22 protein-coding genes are annotated in these 20,797 nt (G+C 72.5%); 21 read left to right on the top strand and 1 reads right to left on the bottom strand.

Translation table 11 applies throughout. The annotated features are described in order from the left end of the window. Positions 1 to 71 precede the first annotated feature (71 nt). From ACWCPM_RS02485 to ACWCPM_RS02385, 21 genes are all read left to right on the top strand, one after another. Positions 72 to 260 carry a hypothetical protein gene (locus ACWCPM_RS02485; RefSeq protein ID WP_450974270.1) on the top strand — a complete coding sequence of 63 codons (189 nt, stop codon included), beginning with the start codon at positions 72 to 74 and terminating at the stop codon, positions 258 to 260. After that, positions 257 to 493, top strand: coding sequence for a hypothetical protein (locus ACWCPM_RS02480; RefSeq protein ID WP_450974269.1), 237 nt, complete (start codon positions 257 to 259; stop codon positions 491 to 493). The genes ACWCPM_RS02485 and ACWCPM_RS02480 overlap by 4 nt, the downstream gene beginning before the upstream one ends. Beyond that, positions 490 to 1,887, top strand: a complete 1,398-nt coding sequence (gene repSA, locus ACWCPM_RS02475) for a replication initiator protein RepSA (protein WP_450974268.1) — start codon at positions 490 to 492, stop codon at positions 1,885 to 1,887. The genes ACWCPM_RS02480 and repSA overlap by 4 nt, the downstream gene beginning before the upstream one ends. Further along, positions 1,884 to 2,081, top strand: coding sequence for a helix-turn-helix transcriptional regulator (locus tag ACWCPM_RS02470; RefSeq protein ID WP_450974267.1), 198 nt, complete (start codon positions 1,884 to 1,886; stop codon positions 2,079 to 2,081). Before repSA ends, ACWCPM_RS02470 begins: the two co-directional genes overlap by 4 nt. Beyond that, positions 2,081 to 3,343 carry a tyrosine-type recombinase/integrase gene (locus tag ACWCPM_RS02465; protein ID WP_450974266.1) on the top strand — a complete coding sequence of 421 codons (1,263 nt, stop codon included), beginning with the start codon at positions 2,081 to 2,083 and terminating at the stop codon, positions 3,341 to 3,343. Before ACWCPM_RS02470 ends, ACWCPM_RS02465 begins: the two co-directional genes overlap by 1 nt. Before the next feature lie 180 nt (positions 3,344 to 3,523). Continuing rightward, positions 3,524 to 3,790: a hypothetical protein gene (locus tag ACWCPM_RS02460; RefSeq protein ID WP_450974265.1), complete on the top strand. Its 267-nt coding sequence runs from the start codon at positions 3,524 to 3,526 to the stop codon at positions 3,788 to 3,790. Between the two features lie 386 nt (positions 3,791 to 4,176). Further along, positions 4,177 to 4,731 (top strand): DUF2617 family protein, encoded by a 555-nt coding sequence (locus ACWCPM_RS02455; protein WP_450974264.1) that lies wholly within the window; start codon positions 4,177 to 4,179, stop codon positions 4,729 to 4,731. A 232-nt stretch (positions 4,732 to 4,963) separates the two neighbouring features. Next, positions 4,964 to 6,541 carry a polyamine aminopropyltransferase gene (locus ACWCPM_RS02450; RefSeq protein ID WP_450974263.1) on the top strand — a complete coding sequence of 526 codons (1,578 nt, stop codon included), beginning with the start codon at positions 4,964 to 4,966 and terminating at the stop codon, positions 6,539 to 6,541. A gap of 120 nt (positions 6,542 to 6,661) precedes the next feature. Beyond that, positions 6,662 to 7,489, top strand: coding sequence for an SRPBCC domain-containing protein (locus ACWCPM_RS02445; RefSeq protein ID WP_450974262.1), 828 nt, complete (start codon positions 6,662 to 6,664; stop codon positions 7,487 to 7,489). 47 nt (positions 7,490 to 7,536) lie between these two features. Beyond that, a complete protein-coding gene (locus ACWCPM_RS02440; RefSeq protein WP_450974261.1) occupies positions 7,537 to 8,325 on the top strand; it encodes an aldose epimerase family protein in 789 nt (262 codons plus the stop codon). 10 nt (positions 8,326 to 8,335) lie between these two features. After that, entirely contained in the window at positions 8,336 to 8,908 is a 573-nt protein-coding gene (gene pyrE, locus ACWCPM_RS02435) for an orotate phosphoribosyltransferase (protein WP_450974260.1), read from the top strand. Between the two features lie 135 nt (positions 8,909 to 9,043). Next, a complete protein-coding gene (fbaA, locus tag ACWCPM_RS02430) occupies positions 9,044 to 10,075 on the top strand; it encodes a class II fructose-bisphosphate aldolase (RefSeq protein ID WP_450974259.1) in 1,032 nt (343 codons plus the stop codon). 61 nt (positions 10,076 to 10,136) lie between these two features. Then, positions 10,137 to 11,597: an MFS transporter gene (locus ACWCPM_RS02425; RefSeq protein ID WP_450974258.1), complete on the top strand. Its 1,461-nt coding sequence runs from the start codon at positions 10,137 to 10,139 to the stop codon at positions 11,595 to 11,597. 96 nt (positions 11,598 to 11,693) lie between these two features. Beyond that, positions 11,694 to 12,107, top strand: a complete 414-nt coding sequence (locus ACWCPM_RS02420; protein ID WP_450974257.1) for a DUF3151 domain-containing protein — start codon at positions 11,694 to 11,696, stop codon at positions 12,105 to 12,107. 174 nt (positions 12,108 to 12,281) lie between these two features. Then, the gene (locus tag ACWCPM_RS02415) at positions 12,282 to 13,136 is read left to right on the top strand and encodes a tryptophan 2,3-dioxygenase family protein (RefSeq protein ID WP_450974256.1); all 855 of its coding nucleotides are present in this window, start codon (positions 12,282 to 12,284) and stop codon (positions 13,134 to 13,136) included. After that, a complete protein-coding gene (gene kynU / locus ACWCPM_RS02410; protein WP_450974255.1) occupies positions 13,129 to 14,316 on the top strand; it encodes a kynureninase in 1,188 nt (395 codons plus the stop codon). The genes ACWCPM_RS02415 and kynU overlap by 8 nt, the downstream gene beginning before the upstream one ends. Positions 14,317 to 14,856: 540 nt before the next feature. Further along, complete coding sequence (locus ACWCPM_RS02405; protein WP_450974254.1) at positions 14,857 to 15,744, top strand: alpha/beta hydrolase family protein; 888 nt, start codon at positions 14,857 to 14,859, stop codon at positions 15,742 to 15,744. 134 nt (positions 15,745 to 15,878) lie between these two features. Then, a complete protein-coding gene (locus tag ACWCPM_RS02400; protein WP_450974253.1) occupies positions 15,879 to 17,225 on the top strand; it encodes a histidine kinase in 1,347 nt (448 codons plus the stop codon). Further along, positions 17,222 to 17,887, top strand: coding sequence for a response regulator (locus tag ACWCPM_RS02395; protein WP_450974252.1), 666 nt, complete (start codon positions 17,222 to 17,224; stop codon positions 17,885 to 17,887). Before ACWCPM_RS02400 ends, ACWCPM_RS02395 begins: the two co-directional genes overlap by 4 nt. A gap of 49 nt (positions 17,888 to 17,936) precedes the next feature. Continuing rightward, entirely contained in the window at positions 17,937 to 19,157 is a 1,221-nt protein-coding gene (locus ACWCPM_RS02390; RefSeq protein WP_450974251.1) for a cytochrome P450, read from the top strand. An 87-nt stretch (positions 19,158 to 19,244) separates the two neighbouring features. Further along, complete coding sequence (locus tag ACWCPM_RS02385; RefSeq protein WP_450974250.1) at positions 19,245 to 19,847, top strand: Uma2 family endonuclease; 603 nt, start codon at positions 19,245 to 19,247, stop codon at positions 19,845 to 19,847. Between the two features lie 94 nt (positions 19,848 to 19,941). Here ACWCPM_RS02385 and ACWCPM_RS02380 read toward each other — a convergent pair whose 3' ends face one another. Beyond that, positions 19,942 to 20,790 carry a diacylglycerol kinase gene (locus ACWCPM_RS02380; RefSeq protein ID WP_450974249.1) on the bottom strand — a complete coding sequence of 283 codons (849 nt, stop codon included), beginning with the start codon at positions 20,788 to 20,790 and terminating at the stop codon, positions 19,942 to 19,944. Between the last annotated feature and the right edge of the window lie 7 nt (positions 20,791 to 20,797).

Below are 20,797 nucleotides of genomic sequence, written 5' to 3'. Positions count from 1 at the left end.
CGCCAAAGATCCGCTGCCCCGGACGGCCCGCACCACTTCCAGACCCATCGATCCGAAAGGGCTCCATCATCATGCCTGCCCGCGTCCCGAACCGTCCGGTCTGTCACCACTGCGACGGCTTCCCCGTCGTCTCCGTCACCACCGGCGCCCGCCACCGCGACGGCTCCCGCGTCCTGCTCCGCGTCGCCTGCCCCGTCTGCCAGGGCACCGGCCACACCCGCCGCGCCACCCTCGCCCCGGCACAGGCGGTGACCGCGTGAAGAGCCTCGCCACGTCGGCGCACATCGAGCCGGACACCAGCTTCCGGGTCTGCCCCTTCCCGGACAGCGCGAACCCCTTCGTCAGTCTTCGGGCTGAAGGCGAGTTCATCGCGGTCGCGCTGATCGCCCCCCTCGGCACCTCCGAGGCACTGCGCAGCCTGGCCGCCGCGGCGACCGAAGCCGCCGCCGTACTGGACGCCATGGCCGTGGACACCCCGGAGGTGCCCGCGTGACCGACGCCGCCACCATGGCGGGCCTGGACCCGGCCACCCTCGCCGACGTGCTGAGGCTGGCCGGGTCCACCGGCTTCGACCGCATCCAAGACCAGATCCGCCGCACCGGCGGCTGCTCCGACCCCATCCACCTCACCGGCTCGACCGTCACCCGCGACGCGACGACCGGGCAGGTGCTGCACTCCTACTCGACCGACACCGAACCCGGCGGGCGGCTCCGTCTCGCCTGCGGAAACCGCCGTGCCTCGCGCTGCCCGGCCTGCGCCTGGACCTACGCCGGCGACACCTACCACCTCATCCGCGCCGGCCTCGTCGGCGACCCCGACAAGGGCACCCCGGACACCATCCGCGACCACCCCCGCGTGTTCGCCACCCTCACCGCACCCTCGTTCGGCCCGGTCCACAACCGCCCCGGCGACCGGCCGTGCCGCTGCGGCACCCGCCACGCGGAAGACGCGCCGGAGCTGGGCACCCCGCTCGACCCCGACGCGTACGACTACGCGGGCGCGGTGCTGTGGAACAACCACGCCTCCGAACTGTGGCGCTACTTCACGATCTACCTGCGCCGGGAGATCGCGAAGCGGGCCGGGCTCACCCAGAGGGCCGCCCATGAACAGTCGCGGGTGTCCTTCGGCAAGGTCGCCGAGTACCAGAAGCGCGGCGCCGTGCACTTCCATGCCGTGATCCGCTTCGACGGCCCTGCCGGGCCCGACGATCCGCCCCCGGCCTGGGCCACCCTCGATCTCCTCACCGACGCCCTCCGCGCCGCCGCGGGCCGCGTCGCAGTCGACGTACCCCCGGCCGGAGACGAACCCGCCCGCACCCTGCGCTGGGGCACCCAGCTCGACGTACGGCCCATCCGTGCCTTCGGCGACGGCGAGAACATCACCGAACAGGCCGTCGCCTCCTACGTCGCCAAGTACGCCACCAAAGCGGCCGAGACCACCGGCACCGTCGACCGCCGCATCGGCAACAAAGAGGCCCTGACCCTGCTCGGCGTGCCCGACCACCCCGCCCGGCTCATCGCCGCCTGCCTCGACCTCCACGCCCTCTACCCGGACCGCAAGCTCCGCGACTGGGCCCACATGCTCGGCTTCCGCGGCCACTTCTCCACCAAGTCCCGCCGCTACTCCACCACCCTCGGCGCCCTCCGCCAGGTCCGCGCCGACTACCGCGCAGCCCAGCAACGCACCGCCCTCGGCCTGCCCGACCCCGACGACACCGAGGCGACCACGCTCACCCTCGCCCACTGGACCTACGCCGGACACGGCCACACTCCGGGGGAGTCCTGGCTAGCCGCATCGGTCGCAAGGGAGATCCGACTGAACCGAGAGACCGCACGAGAAGCCCTCGCCGACCTGCCCGACCCGGACGACCGGGAGGTGCGCGCATGAGCCTCCCGCTGCCCGCTCAGTACCTGACCCCGGAAGACCTCGTGACGCTGCTGCGCCTGCCCAGCGTCGAGACCGTCTACCAGTGGCGCCGCAAGGACATCGGACCACGCGGCTTCCGCGTCGGCCGATACGTGCGCTTTGACCCCGAAGACGTGCGGGTCTGGGTCGAGTCCCTCATGGAAGGGGCCGCCTGATGGCAGGACATGTCCAAGACCGCTGGTTCACGACCAAGACCGGGCCGGATGGTAAGCCAGTCAAGGTCAAGTCCGAGCGACACGGGACCGGCATGCGCTACCGGGCCCGGTACGTCGGCCCCGACGGCTCCGAGAAGTCCAAGAGTTTCCCCGACGGTAAGAAGAGGCTCGCCGAGAAGTGGCTGAGCGCCATCGAGACGGACATGACGCGCGGTCAGTACACCGACCCCCAGTCCGTTCGGATCACGTTCCGGCAGTACGCAGAGAAGTGGCTGGACACTAAGACCTCCAGTCCGATGACCCGGAAGGAACTTGGCCGGCGCCTGAGGCTGCACGTCTACCCTGCGCTCGGCTCCCGGCCGATCGGGACATTCCGGCCCGAGCACGTCCGGGAACTCGTCGCGGCGCTCGAAGCGAAGCCGGGCGTGAGTGCTGCCTACGCCCGGAACATCTTCGCGGACGTTCAGTCGGTCCTGTCCGCCGCTGTTGATGACAGCCTGCTGGCGCGCAACCCGTGCAGTGCTCGGACCGTGCGACGGCCGAAGGCTGACCCATCACGCGTGGTCCCTTGGGCGCCTGAACAGGTGTTCGCTGTTCGCGCCGCGCTACTGGAGCGATACCGGGCGATGACCGACGTGGGCGCCGGCTGCGGTCTGCGCCAGGGGGAGGTGTTCGGCCTGGCCGAGGACGCCATCGACGCCAATGGGCGCACGCTGCACGTGGTCCGGCAGATCAAGCACGTGGAAGGCCACCCGGTGTTCGCGCTTCCCAAGGGAGGCAAGGAGCGGGACGTGCCATTGCCCGATCAGGTGGCCGAAGTGCTCCGCGCGCACATGGACGCCTACAAGCCCGTCGAGATCACGTTGCCGTGGGACGTACCGGAGGGGCCGAAAGTGTCCGCCCGTCTGATCTTCACGGCTGAGCAGGGCGGCATGGTGTGGCGCAGCAACTTCAACGGCAAGGAGTGGAAGCCCGCCCTGGCGGTCGCCGGCCTCATCCCGGAAGCGGATCAGAGCGGCAAGTACGACTCGGCACGCGAACACGGGATGCACGCCCTGAGGCACTTCTACGCCTCGGCACTGCTGGACGCGGGGGAGAACATCAAGGCTGTCAGCGAGTACATGGGCCATGCCGACCCGGCGATGACGCTGCGGGTGTACGCCCACCTGATGCCCGACAGTCGAGAGCGTGCCCGTCGAACCATTGACACCGTGTTTCAGCGCATGGCCCAGGAAGATCACGGCCCACACACGGCCCAGTAGGACTCTGACGGCCCCTGACCTGCCAATCTGTGCAGGTCAGGGGCCGTTACTGCGTGAGAAGGCTCTGGAGTTCCTCAACTCTGCTTTGGGCCGGGCGGTGGCCGGGCATCTCCTCGGCACGCAAGGGAACGAGGCGCCCACGGGGGGCCGCTTCGGGGGAAACGGAAGGAGGGTGACGCCATGGTCCTCGGCATCATCCTGACGCTCTTCATGGCCTTCGTGTTCGTGTGCGTCATGGCCGCGGTACTCAACAGCCGCAGGGCGGCGGGCAACCGCCGGCGCCGGCGTGGCGGTTCGTACGACAGCGGCTCGTCCGACAGCGGCAACAGCTGGTTCGCCGCCGGTGGACACACCGGGGCGGGCGGCGACTCCGGAGGCGGGAGCTCCTGCGGGGGCGGCTCGTCCTGCGGAGGGGGAGGCGGCGGTGGATGCGGGGGAGGCAGCTGACACGGGGCAGCTGAGCTCCGGCAGGGGGAACCGCATCCCTGCCGCACGGCGTCCGCCGGGCCGCGGTCCGGCGGACGCCGTCCGTGCGCCGGTCCGCCACGGTTCGCGCTCACTCCGGCGTGCGCCGACCTCGCTCAGTCGTACGCCTCGGTTGAACAGGTGAGCTGACGCGCCCTCTGAGGGATGGAAACCCTACGAAGTTGGGTAAAACGCTGTGGTGTCGTCACAGTTCATGATTCCCTCTACTCACCAACGCGGCCCTCGGACGTCCTGCGGACCCCGCCGTCGACCGGGCTCCTGAAAGGGCCGTCGGGCCGATCTCCCGGTGTCGACCGGGGTGCGCCGGACCCACCCCGCCTCTCATTGCGTGCCAGCGGAGCCGACCCATGCTCACGACCCTGAACACCTCCTACACCGACACGCGCGCGGCCGACCTCGCCTGGGCGCTGGGCCGTGAACCACTGCCCGCCCTCGCCACCCTCGACCTCGAACTGGAGGGAGCGAAGCTCCAGTTGCGCCTCCTCGGCGCGTCCCACCAGGTGCTCCTGGACGAGGAGCGGAGCACCTGCTCGGAGACGGTGGCCTGCATCCCGGGCAGCAGCACACCGCTGCCGCTCGGTGTCGCCAAGCGGGTGGGGGACTGGGAGTACGAGTTCGCCGCACGCGTCGAGGCACTGTCACCCGGCTCCTTCGCCGGCCGTGCCCAGGAGCTGCTGGCCCTCGTCTCCGACCACCCCAACGGCCTGGTCGGGGTCTTCCCCGGCAGCCCGCACGCCTTCACGGCCCTGCTCGCCCAGCACCACGAGGGCCAGGTCCACTGGCGCACGTGGCACGCGTACCCCCAGGACGGACAACTGGTCGCGACGCGTACGCGGGTGGGGGTCCGGTCGGGGGCGGGGCAGCGGCACCGGAGTCCCGCCGCGAGCCTCGCCGGCGACTGAGTCAGCCCGAGCCACGCGGGCCACGCGGGTCACCCGGGCCGCCTGGTCACGTCGCTCACCCGAGCCGCCCGAGCCGCCCGGGCCGCAAGCGGGAACCGGGCGGGCCGAACTCGTGGGCGCGGGAGCGCGTGAGCCCGGGCGGCGCGCGCTCAAACGCCCCGGCCGTGGCAGCGTACGGTTCCACACGTGTGGGTGACGAATACCTCCGCATCTGTGACGTAACGTCGCAGTTGTGATCGACCCGCACGCGTCGGCCCCACCCGGCGCCCCGCCCGCCTGGCGCGCCCCCGCGCGCATCCCCGTGCGGCAGGCGACCGGGCGGTTCCTGGTCCTCGCGGGCGTGTTCGTCTGCGCGGCCTGCGGACTGGTGTACGAACTCGAACTGGTCGCGCTGGCCACCTACTTGATCGGCGACTCCGTCACCCAGGCTTCCGTCGTGCTGTCCGTCATGGTCTTCGCCATGGGCATCGGCTCACTGGCCGCCAAGCGGCTGCGCGGTCACGCCGCCGCCGGGTTCGGCGCCGTCGAGGCGACCCTCGCCCTGGTCGGCGGGTGCAGCGCGATGGCCCTCTACGCCGTCTTCGCCTGGACGGGCGACTGGGGCGGTCTGTGGGCCGACGGCCCCCGCTGGCTCCTGGTCGCCTTCTCCCTCGGCATCGGACTGCTGATCGGCGCCGAGATCCCCCTGCTGATGGAGCTGATCCAGCGCGTCCGCCGCCAGGACGCGGGCGGCGCGGTGGCCGACCTCTTCGCCGCGGACTACGTCGGCGCCCTGGTCGGCGGCCTCGCCTTCCCCTTCCTCCTGCTGCCGTTCCTGGGCCAGTTGACCGGCGCCCTGCTCACCGGCGCGGTCAACGTCGTCGCCGGCGGCGCTCTGGTGCTCGGCCTGTTCCGGCGCGACCTGACGCGCCGCGCCCGCCGGCTGCTGATTGTCGCGAACGTCGCCGTCCTCGGCCTCCTCGCCTCGGCCGCCGTCCTCGTCGACGACTTCGAGCGCGCCGCGCGCACCGCCGTCTACGGCGGGGACGTACGCGTCGCCCTGCAGACGGACGTCCAGGAGGTCGTGCTGACCGGAGGCACCGAGGGCCGGCCCCTCGACCTCTTCATCGACGGCCGGCTCCGCGTCAGCGGCCGCGACGAACGCCGCTACCACCGGGCGCTGGTGCGCCCCGCGATGAACGGCGCCCACGCGCGGGTGCTCATCCTCGGCGGCGGCGACGGGCTGGCGGCCCGCGAGGTACTGCGCCACCCTGGCGTACGCCGCGTCGACGTCGTCGAACTCGACGCGCAGGTACTGGAGTTGGCGGACCGGGATCCGGCACTCTCCGCCCTCAACGGCCACGCCTACGACGACCCGCGGGTCCATGTCACCCTGGCCGACGCGTTCGACTGGCTGCGGACCGCGCCGACGGCGGCCTACGACGTGGTGATCGCGGATCTGCCCGACCCCGGCATCACGGACAGCGCCAAGCTGTACTCCCAGGAGTTCTACGGCCTCACCCGGCGCGTGCTGGCGGACGACGGCCGGCTGTCCGTGCACGCCGGCCCGGTCCGCTCCCGTCCGGACGCCTTCTGGACGGTCGAGACGACGATCCGCGCCGCCGGTCTGCACACGGCTCCGCACCGGGTGTCCGGCCAGGACCCCGCGTCCACCGCCCACCCCGCCCCGGGACCGGCCCCCACCGCGAACGACTGGGGCTTCGTCCTGGCGGCCTGCGGCGGCACGCCCTCTCCGGGCACGGCGCACGACGTCCCGGCGCCCCGGATCACGGGACTGCCGGCGTCCACGCTGGTGCATCCGAGGTACTGAGGCCACCGGAGAGAAGCGGGGAGCGGGAGAAGCCGGGGGCCGGAGAAAAGAGGGGAGCGGCCGGGCGAGTTGCTGTCGAGGGGAGCGTACTTTCGGTCACCCCGGGTAGGCTCCGTCGGCATGGAGCATGAGGTGTTCGTTCCGGTTTCCCCCGCTCTGCTGGGCGCGGCGCTGGCCGACCCCGCCCGGGTCGCCCGGGCCGTTCCCGGGCTCCAGCAGGAGGCGGGCGCCGAGCCTGTCGCCGGGCGGCTCAAGGTACGGGTCGGCAGTCACTCCATCACCTATCGGGGCACCCTTCGCGTCACCCCGCAGGACGACGGCTCGTACGGCGTCGAGGGCGACGCCACCGAGGCCCGCGGCGCCGGCGCCGTCAAGCTGGCGCTCACCGTCCGCCTCCGCGAAAGCGACGGCGGCACCACCCTCAGCGTCCAGGGCGGCGCCTCGGCCGACGGCCGCATCACCGAACTGCCCGCGGACACGGTCCGCTCCGCGGTGACCCGCCTGCTGGACCGTACGGCGGAGAAGCTGGCCACCGACGCAGGGCAACGGCACGACGCGCCGCAGGCCGCGGACGAGGAGTGGCCGGACGCGCCCGGATCGCCCGACGAGGAGTCGCCCTCCGTCTTCGGCAGCGAGGTCCCGCCCCCGTCCCTCGACCCGACCACCGACGACCCCGAGGTGGCCGAGAGCGACGTCGGGGAACCGGGCGGCACCCAGGGCTTCGCCGACGAGGACGAGCCTCCCGCCGAGGCCGCGCACGCGCGCCGCACGATGATCGGCCGCAGCGCGGAGGAGGTCGACCACGCACCGCCGCGCGGCCGCTACGCCCCCGTCCCGGCCCCGCAGACCGTCGTCCAGAACCCCACCCTGCGCTGGGCCGCCCCCGCCGCCGCGCTGGTCGTGGCGGGCGCCATCGTCCTGGGGCGTGCCCTGCGCCGCCGTCGCTGAGCCCTCGCGGGGACAGGCGCTCTTGTTCCGCGCAGTAGGGTCGTCCCGTGAGTAACGAACCCATCACGCTGACCGCGGGCGACGCGGAACTGACCCTGCGGCCGGACAACGGCGGCCGCCTCGCGGGACTCCGTGTCGACGGCACCGAACTCCTCCGCCAGGGCGACCGCTTCGGCTGTTTCCCGATGGTCCCCTGGTGCGGCCGGACCCGCGACGGCCGGTTCCACGACGGCGCCGTCGTGCACCAGCTGCCCCTGAACGCCCCGCCGCACGCCATCCACGGCACGTCCCGCGACGGCGCCTGGAACGTCGCCCGGGTCGCGGCCGACGAGGCGGTGCTGACGTACGACCTGGTGGAGCCCTGGCCCTACCCCGGGCGCGTCACCCACGTCATCGGGCTCACGCCGGACGCCCTGACGCTGACGATGGCCGTCGAGACGTACCACGACTCCTTCCCGGCGCAGATCGGCTGGCACCCGTGGTTCAACCGGAACCTCGGCGGCGCCGACGCGCGGCTCGACTTCGCACCCGCCTGGCAGGAGGAGCGCGGCGACGACCACCTCCCCACCGGCAACCGCGTCGACCCCGCGCCGGGGCCCTGGGACGACTGCTTCGGTATGCCCGGCGGTGTCGACGTCACCGTCACCTGGCCGGGACAGCTGGAACTGAGGGTCACCAGCCCCGAGGAGTGGGTCGTGGTCTACGACGAGCAGGAGGCCGCCGTCTGCGTGGAGCCGCAGACCGGGCCGCCCAACGGGCTCAACACCCTTCCGCGCCTGGTCACCCCCCTGGAGCCGCTGGAAGCCACGACGACCTGGCGCTGGACGCGGCTCTAAGCTGGGCGGCATGACGGACGTCAACGGAGTAATGCCGGCAGGCACACGCGGCGCGCTGCTGCAGCAGATCAAGGACAAGGCCGTGGTGCACGGCAAGGTGACGCTCTCCTCGGGCCTGGAGGCGGACTACTACGTCGACCTGCGCCGCGTCACGCTCGACGGCGAGGCCGCCCCGCTGGTCGGCGAGGTACTGCTCGACCTGACCGCGGACCTGGAGTTCGACGCCGTCGGCGGGCTCACCATGGGCGCCGACCCGGTCGCCGCGGCGATGCTGCACGCCGCCGCCGCGCGCGGCCGGGGGCTCGACGCGTTCGTCGTCCGCAAGGCCGCGAAGGCGCACGGACTGCAGCGGCGGGTCGAGGGGCCGGACATCGCGGGCCGCCGGGTGCTGGTCGTCGAGGACACCTCCACCACCGGCGGCTCCCCGCTCGCCGCCGTAGAGGCGGTGCGCGAGGCCGGCGCCGAGGTGGTCGCCGTCGCGACCATCGTCGACCGGGCGACCGGAGCCGCCGAGAAGATCCAGGAAGGCGCCGGGGTGCCCTACCTGTACGCGTACGCGAAGGACGAGCTGGGGCTGGACTGAGCCACCCTGCCGGGGGCCCTCGGAGCATCCCGATTCGTCTGGAAAGATGGGGCCGACGATGACGTCGCACCCCAGGTCCAGGTCAGGGCCGTAACCACGTCGGACGCCGAACCGCACATACCAAGGAGCGGACAGATGCCCATCGCAACCCCCGAGGTCTACAACGAGATGCTCGACCGGGCGAAGGCAGGCAAGTTCGCCTACCCGGCCATCAACGTCACCTCGTCCCAGACCCTGCACGCGGCTCTGCGCGGCTTCGCCGAGGCCGAGAGCGACGGCATCATCCAGATCTCGACCGGCGGTGCCGAGTTCCTGGGCGGCCAGCACAACAAGGACATGGTCCTGGGCGCGGTCGCCCTGGCCGAGTTCGCGCACATCGTCGCCGCGAAGTACGACGTGACCATCGCCCTGCACACGGACCACTGCCCGAAGGACAAGCTCGACGGGTACGTCCGTCCGCTGATCGCGGTCTCCGAGGAGCGCGTCGCGCGCGGCGAGAACCCGCTCTTCCAGTCGCACATGTGGGACGGCTCCGCCGAGACCCTCGCCGACAACCTGGCCATCGGCCAGGAACTGCTCGCCCGCGCCGCCGCCGCGAAGATCATCCTCGAGGTGGAGATCACGCCGACCGGTGGCGAGGAGGACGGCGTCACCCACGAGATCAACGACAAGCTCTACACCACGGTCGACGACGCGCTCCGTACGGCCGAGGCGCTGGGCCTGGGCGAGAAGGGCCGCTACCTGCTGGCCGCGTCCTTCGGCAACGTGCACGGCGTCTACAAGCCGGGCAACGTCGTCCTGCGCCCCGATCTGCTGAAGGAGCTCAACGAGGGCGTCGCCGCGAAGTACGGCCGTCCCGCCGACGCCAAGGTCTTCGACTTCGTCTTCCACGGCGGCTCCGGCTCCACCGAGCAGGAGATCCAGACCGCGCTGGAGAACGGCGTCGTCAAGATGAACATCGACACCGACACGCAGTACGCCTTCACGCGTCCGGTCGTCGACCACATGTTCAGGAACTACGACGGCGTCCTGAAGGTCGACGGCGAGGTCGGCTCGAAGAAGACCTACGACCCTCGGACCTGGGGCAAGCTGGCCGAGGCCGGCATGGCCGCGCGCGTCACCGAGGCCTGCCGCCACCTGCGGTCGGCCGGCGCGAAGCTGAAGTAGTACCGACGTTCGTCCAGCGGGCCCGGCGCGAGCGCGCCGGGCCCGCTGTATACCTGGGAACATGCCTGATGTCCGGCTGGCCTCGTCCCAGGGCAAGTGGATCCTGCTCACCACCGTGCTCGGCTCCAGCATGGCCCTGCTGGACTCGACCGTCGTCAACGTGGCGCTGCCCCGTATCGGCGCCGACCTGGACGCCGACCTGGCGGCGCTCCAGTGGACGGTCAACGCGTACATGCTCACCCTGGCGGGACTGATCCTGCTGGGCGGCTCGCTGGGGGACACCTACGGCCGCCGGAAGGTCTTCGTCATCGGCGTGGTGTGGTTCGCGCTGGCCTCGCTGCTGTGCGGCCTCGCGCCCAGCGCCGAGGTGCTGATCGCCGCGCGTGCCCTCCAGGGCATCGGCGGAGCACTGCTCACGCCGGGCTCGCTGGCCCTCATCCAGGCGTCCTTCCACGCCGACGACCGGGCGCGGGCCGTCGGCCTGTGGTCCGGATTCGGCGGGATCGGCGCGGCGGTCGGACCGTTCGTCGGCGGCTGGCTGGTCGACGGCCCGGGCTGGCGCTGGGTCTTCCTGCTCAACGTCCCGCTCGCCCTGGTGTGCATCCCGGTGGCGCTGCGGCACGTCCCGGAGTCCACCGACGGCCGCGAGCACGGCCGCTTCGACGTGCTCGGCGCGGTGCTCGCCGCGCTGTCGCTGGCACTGGTGACATACGCTCTGATCGAGGCGGCCGAGGGTTCCCTCGTGGTCGCCCTCACGGCGACCGCGGGTGTGGCGGCGGGCGTCGCCTTCGTGTACCTGGAGAAGCACCGCACCGATCCGATGATGCCGCCGGACATCTTCGCGTCGCGCCAGTTCACCGCGGTCAACCTGGTCACGCTGTGCGTGTACGCGGCGTTCGGCGGCTTCTTCTTCCTCGCCACGCTGCAGCTCCAGGTGGTGTCCGGCTACTCGGCCCTGCAGGCCGGTACGGCACTGCTGCCGACCACCGTCCTGATGCTGCTGTTCTCCGCCCGCTCCGGAGCGCTGGGCGAGCGCATCGGCCCGCGCATCCCGCTCACCGTCGGCCCGCTGTTCGCCGGGGCGGGGATGCTGCTGATGCTGCGGGTGGGCGAGGACGCCTCCTACCCGCGGGACGTCCTGCCGGCGCTGCTGGTGCTGGGCCTGGGCATGGTCACCCTGGTCGCCCCGCTCACCGCCACGGTCCTCGCCTCCGTCGACACCGCCCGGGCCGGACTGGCGAGCGGCATCAACAACGCGGCGGCGCGGGCGGCGGGCCTGCTGGCGGTCGCCGCGCTGCCGCTGGTGGCCGGGATGGGCCCGGAGGCCTATCGCTCGCCGGACGCCTTCGACGCGGCGTTCGGCCGGGCGATGGTGGTCTGCGCCGCGATCCTGCTGCTCGGCTCGTTCCTCGCCTTCGCCTATGTCCGCCGCCCGGCTCCGGGCTGCGAACGCCCCGAATGCCGCACACACGGCAACGTGCTGTCGCCGCCGCTGGAGAGGCCGGGGCAGGCGGACGTCTAGGGCGAGCGGGGAGCGGGCTGGGGCGAGCGGGCCGGCGCCCTCCCGTTCCGTGGATCCAGCCCCTCCCGTTCCGCGGGCATGTACCAGACTGGAGCCATGACGATTCACGAGAACCTCCTCGGGGGACCGCCCCCTACCCACCTCCCCGACGACCCGGAGCCGCGTGAGCTGCTCGCCGGCGGGACCGCGCCCGCCGACGTGGCGGCGCGGTACCCGACGTCCTCGCTGGCTTGGGCGCAGCTGGCCGACGACGCGTTCGAACGGGGCAGCGTCGTCGAGTCGTACGCCTATGCCCGCACGGGCTACCACCGCGGCCTGGACGCCCTGCGCCGCAGCGGCTGGAAGGGCCACGGGCCCGTGCCCTGGGAGCACGAGCCGAACCGCGGTTTCCTGCGCGCCCTGCACGCCCTCGCCCGCGCGGCGGGTTCGATCGGTGAGCAGGAGGAGTACGAGCGCTGCACCCAGTTCCTGAAGGACTCCTCGCCGACGGCGGCGCAGACGCTGGGTTAGCGGACGCCGAGCCGGGGACGCCGGGCCGAGGGGACGTTTTCGCAGGCCCGTCCGTGATCAGGGCGGGCCTTGCGATGTTCCTGGGCATCCCTGAGGATGCGGGTGGGGACCGGGGCCCCCGTGTCGAGAACGGCAGGGGCGGACCGCTACCCGGAGTAACAACAGGAGACAGCGATGTCCCAAGAGGCTCGAGGAACGCAGGAGCCCGAGACCCCGCATCTCGCCCCGAAAATCGATTGGAGCGAGGGCACGACGCCGTACGAGGACTACGTCAAGGCGGACGTGCTCACCCACCTCCAGCACCCCCTCTCCGACGATCCCGGAGAGATGGTCTTCCTGGTCACCACCCAGGTGATGGAGCTGTGGTTCACCGTGATCGTCCACGAGTGGGAGACGGCCGCGAAGGCGCTCCGTGAGGACGACATCCCGGTCGCGGTGGCGGCGCTGAAGCGCTCCGTCCGCGAACTGGAGGCGCTCAACGCCTCCTGGACGCCGCTCGCGCAGCTGACGCCGGCCCAGTTCAACTCGTACCGCTCGGCCCTCGGTGAGGGCTCCGGCTTCCAGTCGGCGATGTACCGGCGGATGGAGTTCCTGCTCGGCGAGAAGTCCGCGTCCATGCTGGTCCCGCACCGGGGCACCCCCCGCATCCACGCCGAGCTGGAGAAGGCGCTGCACGAGCCGAGCCTCTACGACGAGGTGCTGCGGCTGCTCGCCCGGCGCGGCCACGCGATCCCGGAGTCCGTGCTGCGGCGTGACGTGTCGGAGCGCTACGAGCCGTCGAGCGAGGTCGAGGCGGCATGGACCGCCCTCTACGGCGGCGACCAGAACGCCGAACTCGTCCGGCTCGGCGAGGCCATGACCGATGTGGCCGAACTGGTCTGGCGCTGGCGCAACGACCATCTGGTCGCCACCCGCCGCGCGATGGGCGCCAAGACCGGCACGGGCGGCTCGGCCGGCGTGGCCTGGCTGGAGAAGCGCGCCCGCAAGAACGTTTTTCCCGAGCTGTGGACGGCGCGGTCGTATGTCTGAACTCGCCCTGCGGGCACAGAAGCTGGACGGGGCGGACGAACTCGCCCCGCTGCGCGCCCGGTTCGTCCTCGACGACGTGGTCTACCTGGACGGCAACTCCCTCGGCGCGCTGCCCGCGCATGTGCCGGACCGCCTCGCGGACGTCGTCCGCAGACAGTGGGGCGAACTGCGCATCCGCTCCTGGGAGGAGAGCGGCTGGTGGACGGCGCCGGAGCGGATCGGCGACCGGATCGCCCCGCTGGTCGGCGCGGCGCCCGGTCAGATCGTCGTCGGCGACTCGACCAGCGTCAATGTCTTCAAGGCCCTGGTGGCGGCGGTGCGGATCGCCGGTGAGGGGCGCGACGAGATCCTCGTGGACGCCACCACCTTCCCCACGGACGGCTACCTCGCCGAGTCGGCCGCACGCATGACCGGGTGCTCGCTGCGCGCGGTGGTCCCGGGGGAGGTGGGCGCCGCCCTGTCGGGGCGTACGGCCGCGGTCCTGCTGAACCACGTCGACTACCGCACGGGCCGGCTGCACGACCTGCCGGCGCTGACGGCCGCGGTGCGCTCGGCGGGCGCGGTGGCCGTCTGGGACCTGTGCCACAGCGCGGGCGCGCTGCCGGTCGGTCTCGACGAGCACGGCGTCGACCTGGCGGTCGGCTGCACGTACAAGTACCTCAACGGCGGCCCCGGTTCGCCCGCGTACCTGTATGTGCGCCGGGACCTCCAGGACCGCTTCGACTCACCGCTGCCGGGGTGGAACTCGCACGTCGAGCCGTTCGGCATGCGCGGCGCGTACGAACCGGCGCCGGGCGCGGTCCGCGGACGGGTCGGCACGCCGGACATCCTCTCGATGCTGGCCCTGGAGGCCGCGCTGGAGGTGTGGGACGGCGTCCCGATCGAGGCCGTCCGCGAGAAGTCGCTCGCCCTGACGGACTTCTTCCTGGAGTGCGTGCGGGAGTACGTGCCCGAGGGACGCGTGGAGCCGGTGACTCCGCTCGCGCACGCGGAGCGCGGCAGCCAGGTGGCGCTGCGGTGCCCGGACGCGGGGGACGCCATGATGAGGCTGATCGAACGCGGGGTGGTCGGCGACCACCGCGCCCCGGACATCCTGCGCTTCGGCTTCACGCCGCTGTACGTGGGGTTCGCGGACGTCGAGCGGGCGGGGCGGATCCTGGGGGAGGTGCTGGGCGCGTAGCCGCGGGGGCGCGGGGGCGCGGGAGCCTGGGCCGGGGGCGCGGACGCCGGGCCTGTGGGGCCGGGGCTCGGGCGCTGGGGCTTGTGGGGCCGGGGTGCGGGCGCTGGGGCTTGTGGGGCCGGGGCTCGGGCGCTGGGGCTTGTGGGGCCGGGGTGCGGGCGTCGGGGCCTGTGGGGCCGGGGTGCGGGTGCGGTGGGGCTAGGTGCGGGTGCCGTGGGGCTTGGACGCCGGGGGCGTGTGCGGGTGTTCACCGGCGGCGTCCGGGATCACCCCGGTCGTCGGCGGCTCCCACCGGAGCGGTGCCGAGACCGCCCGCACCACCGTCCCGCGTCCGTGCCCTCCGTCAACCCGCCCCGGGCCACGCCCTGTTCCGCGCGGGGCGCCCACGCGGCGACCCGGCCCTCGTGGAACCGGCCCGGGTGCGCTCACCGAGCGTGACATCCGCGTGCAGACCCACGTCACCGGCCTGATAGCGTCCCGGCCAACGGCCGATTTCCCCTCTGGTCCGCCAAACCCGTTACGTCGTTGAGAGGTTGGAGCATGCCGGACGACGCCGCAGCAGCCCGGGCCGCCGCCGAGGAGGAGTCCGCCTTCTCGCACCCGGCCGTCGACCCCGACGCCACAGCCGCGTACGGCGACCATCCCGACCAGCTGATCGACTTCTACGCCCCGCGCGGTACGGAAGCCGCCGGGGGCGTGGCCGTCGCCCCGCTCGTGGTCGTGCTGCACGGGGGTGCCTGGCGGGCGCCGTACGACCGCCGCCACATCAGCCCGTTCGCCGGCTTCCTGGCCCACCGCGGGTTCGCCGTGGCGAGCGTGGAGTACCGCAGGGGCGCGGACGCGGACGCGGGTGCCGCCGGACCGGTCGCCGGTCGCTGGCCGGAGACCTTCGACGACGTCGCCGCGGCGCTGGACGCGCTGCCCGCCCTCGCACGGGAGGCGCTGCCGCAGGCCGACCCCCGCCGCATGGTGATCACCGGGCATTCGGCGGGCGGCCAGCTGGCGTTGTGGGCGGCCGCCCGGCACGTCCTCCCGGCGGACGCCTCCTGGCGCACCGACCGGCCCGCACTGCTGCGGGGCGTGGTGGCCCTGGCCCCGATCGCCGACTTCGCGGTGGCCGGGAAGCTGGACGTGTGCGGCGGCGCGGCGGGTCAGCTCCTCGGTGGTGACGATCACTTCAAGGAGCGTCAGCCGTACGCCGACCCGGCGCTGCTGCTGCCGACCGGCATCGCGACGGCCCTCGTCCAGGGGCGTGCGGACGAGGTCGTCCCGCAGGCCGTCGCCGAGTCGTACGCGGACGCGGCGGCGAAGGCGGGGGAGGTGGTGGGGCTGACCCTGCTGGAGGAGGTCGGGCACTTCCCGCTGATCGACCCGGCGGCGGACGCGTGCGCGGTGGTGGCGGAGGAGATCGCACAGCTGGCCTGGTGAGGCGTGGCCGTGCGCGGTCGGGCACGGAGAGACGGGGCCGGTCCCTGTGCGACCCGTAGTACCTGAGAGGGACACCGCATGACCCCTCTCACTGGTGACGACGGCGACCCTCGTCGAGCCGTACGGTTTTGAACGTGACCGAGACGACCCAGACGCACAGGCCCCCGAGACCGCCGAGCGGTGCCGGGGCGCGCAGCCCCGAGTACCGGCTGGCCCTGGACGCCCTTCGGGGACTGCGCCAGGATCTGTTCCACGACGCCTTCGCCTACCGACCGCTGCCCCGCATGGGCGTGGACGGGGCGATGACGCGCCGGCTGAAGGGCCGGATGCGGCACTACGCGGCGTGGACGCCGCACGCGGTGGTGACGTCGGCGGGCCTGCTGGCCATGCTCGTCGGCTACGAGTCGAGCCGCGGCGAGACGCTCAACGTGTTCGTCGGTCTCCTCGCGCTGGCCCCCGTGCTGCTGACCCTCGTCCGCCCCGTCGGCGCCTTCTGGGTCTCCATGGCCGCGGCCCCGGTCTCGGGCATGTTCTACGGCGGCTGGTACGAGTGGCCCTGGCCGCCCGGCGCCTTCGTCGCCCATCTGACCGTGCTGACGATCGTCGCCGTACGCACCCGGCCCCGCACGGCCGCGTGGATGTGGGTGCTGACCCTGGCCTACGGGCTGTTCGCGGACTCCTTCCTCAGCTCGGGCTACTACGACTCCAACACGGGCCCGATGCTCGTCCTGTCGGCGTTCGTCCTGCTGTTCGTCGCCGTGCTGCAGATCCGCCGTGAGGCCAGGCACGAGGTGACCGCCCAGCAGTCGGTCACCGAGCTGGAGCGCTCCCGCCGCACGCTCCTGGAGGAGCGCACCACGATCGCCCGCGAGCTGCACGACGTCGTCGCGCACCACATGTCGGTCGTCGCCATCCAGGCGGAGGCGGCGCCCTACCGGGTGGAGAATCCGCCGCCGGAGCTGGAGCGCGCCTTCGCCACGATCCGGGAGAACGCGGTGGCGGCGCTGACCGAGCTGCGCCGGGTCCTGGGCGTCGTGCGCGCCGAGGACTACGAGGCGCCCGAGGCCCCGCAGCCCACCCTCGCCGACCTGGACGCGCTCCTGGCCAATGTGCGCAACGCCGGCCTGACCGTGGACAAGACGGTGACCGGCGCGGTGCGCGAGCTTCCCCAGGGTGTGGAACTCTCGGCCTACCGCATCGTCCAGGAGGCGCTGAGCAACACCTTGCGGCACGCTCCCGGGGCGACCGCCCACGTCGAGATCGGCTATGTCCTCGGCGGTCTGGGCCTGCGGATAGTCAACGGCCCGCCGCCGGCGCCGGCCCTGGTCAAGCCCTCGCCCGGCGCGGGCCACGGCATCACGGGGATGCGCGAGCGCGTGAGCATGCTGAACGGCCAGATGACGGCGGGCCGCACGGACGACGAGGGCTACGAGGTGACGGTGTTCCTGCCGGTGGCCACGGTGAGCGAAGGTACGGCATGACCATCCGCGTGCTGGTCGCGGACGACCAGATGATGGTGCGCGAGGGCTTCTCGGTCCTGCTGAACGCGATGCCCGACATCGAGGTCGTCGGCGAGGCGGTCAACGGCCGGGAAGCGGTCGAGAAGGTCCGTGAGCTCTCGCCCGACGTGGTGCTGATGGACATCCGGATGCCCGAGCTGAACGGCATCGACGCGACCCGGGAGATCATCGCGGCGGACGGCACGGCGAAGGTGCTGGTGCTGACGACGTTCGACCTCGACGAGTACGTGTACCAGGCGCTGCGGGCGGGGGCCTCCGGCTTCCTGCTCAAGGACGCCTCGGCGCGGCAGCTCGCCGACGGGGTGCGGGTGGTGGCCTCCGGCGAGGCCCTGCTGGCCCCGTCGGTCACCAGGCGGCTGATCAAGGAGTTCTCGAAGCTGTCCGACGCCCCGGGCATCCCGGCCACCGCGCAGGCGGCGTACGGGGACCTGACCGAGCGGGAGACGGAGGTGCTGGTGCTGATCGCGCAGGGCCTGTCGAACTCGGAGATCGCCGGGCGGCTGGTCGTGGCCGAGTCGACGATCAAGACGCACGTCAGCCGCGTCCTGGTGAAGCTCGGCCTGCGGGACCGCACGCAGGCGGCGGTGTTCGCCTACGAGGCGCGCCTGGTGACGCCGGGCTGAGCGGGGGAGGCCCTGGTCAGGGAGTGCGCTTCCGGGCTAGCGTCCGTCCATGGCAGCTGCCCCCGACCTCGCCTTCGATCCGTGGGACCCGGCGTTCCTGGCCGACCCGTACCCCGCCTACGCGCACCTGCGCGACCAGGGCCGCGTGCTGTACTTCGCGCGCACGGACCAGTGGCTGGTCCCGCACCACGCGGACGTCTCGGCGCTGCTGCGCGACCGGCGCCTCGGCCGGACCTACCGGCACCGGTTCACACACGAGGACTTCGGGCGCACCGCGCCCGCCCCGGAGCACGAGCCGTTCCACACGCTGAACGACCACGGGATGCTGGACCTGGAGCCGCCGGACCACACACGGATCCGGCGCCTGGTGTCGAAGGCGTTCACCCCGCGCACGGTGGAGCGGCTGAAGCCCTACGTGGACAAGCTGGCCGGCGATCTCGTCGCGGCGCTGGCCGGGGCGGGCGGCGGGGACCTGCTGACGGACGTGGCGGAGCCGCTGCCGGTCGCGGTGATCGCCGAGATGCTCGGCATCCCCGAGTCGGACCGGGCGCCGCTGCGGCCCTGGTCGGCGGACATCTGCGGGATGTACGAGCTGAGCCCGTCACCGGAGACGGCCGAGCGGGCGGTACGCGCCTCGGTCGAGTTCTCCGAGTACCTGCGGGAGTTGATCGCCCGGCGCCGCGAGGAGCCCGGCGAGGACCTCGTCTCCGGCCTGATCGCGGCGCACGACGAGGGGGACCGGCTGACCGAGCAGGAGATGATCTCGACGGCCGTGCTGCTGCTGAACGCGGGCCACGAGGCGACCGTGAACGCCACGGTCAACGGCTGGTGGGCGCTGTTCCGCAACCCGGACCAGCTGGCGGCCCTCCGCGCCGACCACTCCCTCGTCCCCTCCGCCGTCGAGGAGCTGATGCGCTACGACACCCCGCTCCAGCTCTTCGAGCGCTGGGTCCTGGACGACATCGAGATCGACGGCACCACGATCCCGAGGGGCGCGGAGGTGGCGATGCTCTTCGGCTCCGCGAACCATGACGACCAGGTCTTCCGCAGCCCGGAACGCCTGGACCTCACCCGTGCGGAGAACCCCCACATCTCCTTCAGCGCGGGCATCCACTACTGCATCGGCGCCCCGCTGGCCCGTATCGAACTGGCCGCGTCGATGCGGGCGTTGCTGGAGCTGGCCCCGACCCTGACGCTCGCGGCGGAGCCGGAGCGCAAGCCGAACTTCGTGATCCGCGGCCTTGAGGGCCTGAGCGTGGAGGTGAGGTGATCACCCGTTCGGCTGAGCACACGGCGTTCCTGGTCGATGGCCACCGGTTGCCGACCACACTGGCTCCGACCCGAAAGGGGGTGCACCATGACGGTCATGGCAGAGCGCACGTCGCAGACGTCCCAGATGTCGGTGGAGGAATTCGAGAGGATCGCCGAGTTCGCGACCAAGGAGACCGGCGACGCCGTCAGGTTCGAGTTCATCAACGGGCGGATCGGGGTCAAGAAGGTGGCCGACGGGGACCACGACACGATCGTGGTGTGGTTGAGCAAGCGGTGCATGCAGGCTCGACCTGACCTCGACCTCTACCAGGGGCGAGGGCTGCGAGTGGAGAAGTACCGCGAAGGGCGGGCTCGTCCTGACGCCGTGCTGGTACCCGAGGAACACTTCGCCGGGCATGGTGAGTGGGCGGATCCGAGCGGTGTGCTCCTTGTCCTCGAAGTCACCTCGTACGACTCCGACACAGATCAGCGGGACCGGCTCGAGAAGCCCGTGGCCTACGGGGCGGCGGGCATTCCGTCGTACCTGCTGATCGATCGTGACTCCTGCACGGTCAAGCTGCACAGCGACCCGGACCCGGGCGTGGGATATCGGAACAGCCGCACGGTGCCCTTCGGCGCTGTGCTTCTCCTCCCCGACCCTCTCGGCATCGAGCTGGACACCGAGAAACTCAAACAGTACGTCGACTGACCCACGCCGTCAGCCGCTGATCACGTCCCGCCGCCGCAACCCCGCCGGCCCCGCGGAGCAGGACCGAGGCGGCGATGCGGAGCGCTGCGCGGCCTCACCCCCCGGGCAGGGTCAGCCCCCAGGCGCGCTCCCGCACCCGCCACGTCCGGGTCCGCACCGGCCCGCTGACGCCCGCGTCCGAGCCGTAGCGGAAGTCCGCCCCGGAGACGGTCACCGTCCGCCCCTGTGCGCGCAGAGGCGTGGCCTCCGCGCCGACCGACAGCGGGCGCACCTCGATCTCCGCGGCGCCGGAGCCGTCCGGGGCGACGGAGACGGCCTCGACCGGCTGGCCCAGATCGACCAGCGTCGCCCCGTCGACCTCGATCCGCAGCCGCGCCGGTCCCGGCGCGGGTACCGACGCCGACCGCACCGGACGGGCCGCCACCAGCGTGCGCACCAGGGACTGGTACGTGCGCAGCCAGGGTGCCCGCACCGGGACCGCGCCGTCCTCGTCCCGGGGCACCGGCGGAATCCGCAAGGCGCCCAGCACCACGCCGTCGCTGTCGTCGACGAGCAGGTCCAGGCGTCGTTCGGCCCCCTCCAGCACGGCCCGGGCAGCCGCCACGGTGCTCACCGGCACGCCCAGTGCGGTGGCGAGGCCGAGGACAGGTCCGACGGGAACGAGCGAGAGCACACTTCCGGCCAGCTCCCGCTGCCGGTGCAACAGGGCCACCGTGCGCACCAGGGCGCGGTCGTCGCCGATCAGCACCGGCCGCCGGGACCCCCTGCGGGCCAGCATCCGGGCGAACTCCTCCGGTCCCTCCGGGAGGCAGACCTTGGTGGCGGCGCCCCCGCCGAGTACGTCTTTCGCGATACGGACGGACTCCCCGTCCGTCCTCCGAGCGACCGGATCGATGATCACCAGCAGCTGATCGGACCTCGGAGAAGTCGCCACCTCGGTCATGCCTCGC

It is taken from the genome of Streptomyces sp. NPDC002309 (assembly GCF_053593375.1).
The sequence above is the reverse complement of the archived record's forward strand: the minus strand, read 5'-3'. Positions and strand labels throughout refer to the sequence as shown.